This window comes from Achromobacter sp. SIMBA_011, from assembly GCF_046535435.1.
Classification (GTDB): Bacteria; Pseudomonadota; Gammaproteobacteria; order Burkholderiales; family Burkholderiaceae_B; genus Achromobacter; species Achromobacter dolens.
Map to the genome: position 1 here is coordinate 1 of NZ_JAWRWN010001147.1, position 240 is coordinate 240.

The 240-nt window shown below is 57.1% G+C and carries 1 pseudogene; it reads right to left on the reverse strand.

What is annotated here, in order from left to right:
* Positions 1-240, reverse strand: a pseudogene (locus SB816_RS34630) (mannitol dehydrogenase family protein); the annotation flags it as partial.

The following is a 240-nucleotide window of genomic DNA, read 5'->3' on the forward strand; positions in this document are numbered from 1 at the left end:
GCATAGGGTTCCGCAACCGCACCAACCGGATCGATTGGCTCGGAGACGATGCGATCCACCAGGCTATTGGCGAAACGGCATTTTTCATTCAGGTAAAAGGCAAATCCCGCTGGCAATTGCCACTCGTCTGCAAGCTGGCGAACAACCGCTTTGAGGCGGTCGCCATTGCGCGGAACAAGCTCGCAGGGGAAGATCGACAGTGCCGCTTCCGGATTGGTCTGAAAACGCTCCAGCAACAGC